3 protein-coding genes are annotated in these 2,155 nt (G+C 65.4%); all 3 read left to right on the forward strand.

The genetic code is table 11. From position 1 onward, the window contains the following. A partial coding sequence (phnL, locus tag EN994_RS28370; RefSeq protein WP_127308008.1) for a phosphonate C-P lyase system protein PhnL occupies positions 1-605 on the forward strand: 605 nt, incomplete at its 5' end. After that, positions 602-1,219: a DapH/DapD/GlmU-related protein gene (locus EN994_RS28375; protein WP_063169038.1), complete on the forward strand. Its 618-nt coding sequence runs from the start codon at positions 602-604 to the stop codon at positions 1,217-1,219. The genes phnL and EN994_RS28375, both read left to right, overlap by 4 nt. Positions 1,220-1,593: 374 nt before the next feature. Continuing rightward, positions 1,594-2,155: phosphonate ABC transporter ATP-binding protein (locus tag EN994_RS28380; protein WP_164746280.1), on the forward strand; the 562-nt coding region annotated here is incomplete at its 3' end.

A 2,155-nucleotide genomic window follows, 5' to 3' on the forward strand; every position in this document is an offset into this window, starting at 1 on the left:
GGGCTGGCGAATGCACCGTGCTCGGCGGTCCTTCCGGTGCCGGCAAGAGCTCGATCCTGAAGATGCTCTACGGCAACTACGCCGTCGACGAAGGCCAGATCATCGTCACGCATGATGATGGGCTGATCGACCTCGCCACCGCCAGCCCGCGCACCGTGCTGGCCATACGCCGGCAAACGATCGGCTATGTCAGCCAGTTCCTGCGCACCGTGCCGCGCGTCTCGGCGCTCGACGTCGTCGCCGAACCGCTGGTCGAGCGCGGCGAGAATCGCGAAGCCGCAAGGGACAAGGCGCGCGCCTTGCTGGCGCAGCTCAACCTGCCGGAGAAACTCTGGGCTTTGCCGCCTGCGACCTTCTCCGGCGGCGAGCAGCAGCGCGTCAACATCGCGCGCGGCTTCATCACCGAGCATCCGATCCTGCTGCTCGACGAGCCGACAGCCTCGCTCGATGCCAGGAACCGCGATGTCGTGATCGAACTCATCGCCGCCAAGAAGGCTGCAGGTGTCGCCCTGCTCGGCATCTTCCATGACCACGATGTACGCGAGGCGGTTGCCGACCGCATCATCGACGTCACCGCTTTCGCGCCCGGAAAAATCGCCGCATGACCAGGAAATTGTCCGAGACGCCGCTGGTCCACCCGACGGCGGATGTACAGAATTCGACGCTCGGCCGCTGGACCGAGATCGCCGACCGTAGCCGGGTCTCGGAAAGCGAACTTGGCGACTATTCCTACATGATGCAGGACTGCTCGGTCTGGTGTGCGACGATCGGCAAGTTCGCCAACATCGCGGCCAGCGTGCGCATCAACGCCACCAACCACCCGACCTGGCGGCCGACGCTGCATCACTTCACCTATCGCGCCTCGGACTACTGGGACGATGCCGAGCACGAGAGCGAATTCTTCGCCCAACGCCGCGCCAAGCGGGTCACCATCGGCCACGACACCTGGCTTGGTCACGGCTCGACCATCCTGCCCGGTGTCACCATCGGCGATGGCGCCGCGGTCGGCGCCGGCGCTGTCGTCTCGAAAGATGTAGCGCCCTATACGATCGTCGCCGGCGTGCCGGCAAAGCCGATCCGCGAGCGCTTCGATCGCCGCACGGCCGAACGCTACCAGGCGCTGGCCTGGTGGGACTGGGACCATGCAAGGCTGCGGGCCGCGTTGGATGACTTCCGGGAGCTCGAGGCCGAGGCGTTCTTGGAGAAATATGGCGGATAGCGACGCCAGGAACGGGCTGTCACTGACGCTGGGCAGCGGGGGCAAACCGCCCCCGCCCCTGCTATCCGCATGACGTGCCTCTCGACACCGGCATCGACGCCATGACGGCCCTTGTCTGGAACGCCTGAAGGACGGCCTCGCCATCGCCGGCGCGCGACGGGCGAGTATATGCGCATCAAGTGGTGCCGTCTGGCCACCGGCGCCAGCTCGCCAGGCCTGCATTCCACATCACCTTCGACTGCTGATCCTGGGCCGGCCGCAGACTCCGGCCTGTGGAGCGTAACAAAACTGACATCATCGCGACACGGCAGGTTCATGTGGCTGCGTTAGGCGAGAGCCTGACGATCAATGGTCCCGGACTGGAACCTGCCCCCATGCCAGCAAATTCCGCCACGCTCGAAATCCGCGGTGTCACCCGACGATTTGGCAAGAACACTGCCGTCAGCGACATCAACATCGCGATCCCGCAGGGTCAGATGGTTGGCATTATCGGCCGTTCGGGCGCCGGCAAATCAACCCTCCTTCGCATGATCAACCGTCTCATCGATCCCAGCCAGGGGTCGATTTTTTTTGACGGCGCCGAGGTCTCGAAGCTGAGCGGTTCGCCGCTGCGGCGCTGGCAGCGTGACTGCGCCATGATCTTCCAGCAGTTCAACCTGGTGCCGCGCCTCGACGTGCTGACCAATGTGCTGCTCGGCAAGCTGAACCACCGCTCGACCATCACCAACCTGTTCGGCATGTTCTCCCGCGCCGAATGCGCCGAGGCGGTCGCGGCACTCGAGCGGCTCGACATCGTCCGCACCGCGCTGCAGCCCGCCGGCACCTTGTCGGGCGGCCAGCAGCAGCGCGTCGCCATCGCTCGTGCCATGATGCAGCAGCCCAGAGTGATCCTCGCCGACGAGCCGATCGCCTCGCTCGACCCGCTCAACGCCAAGG

It is taken from the genome of Mesorhizobium sp. M7A.F.Ca.CA.002.09.1.1, assembly GCF_003998555.1.
GTDB classification, from domain to species: Bacteria; Pseudomonadota; Alphaproteobacteria; order Rhizobiales; family Rhizobiaceae; genus Mesorhizobium; species Mesorhizobium ciceri.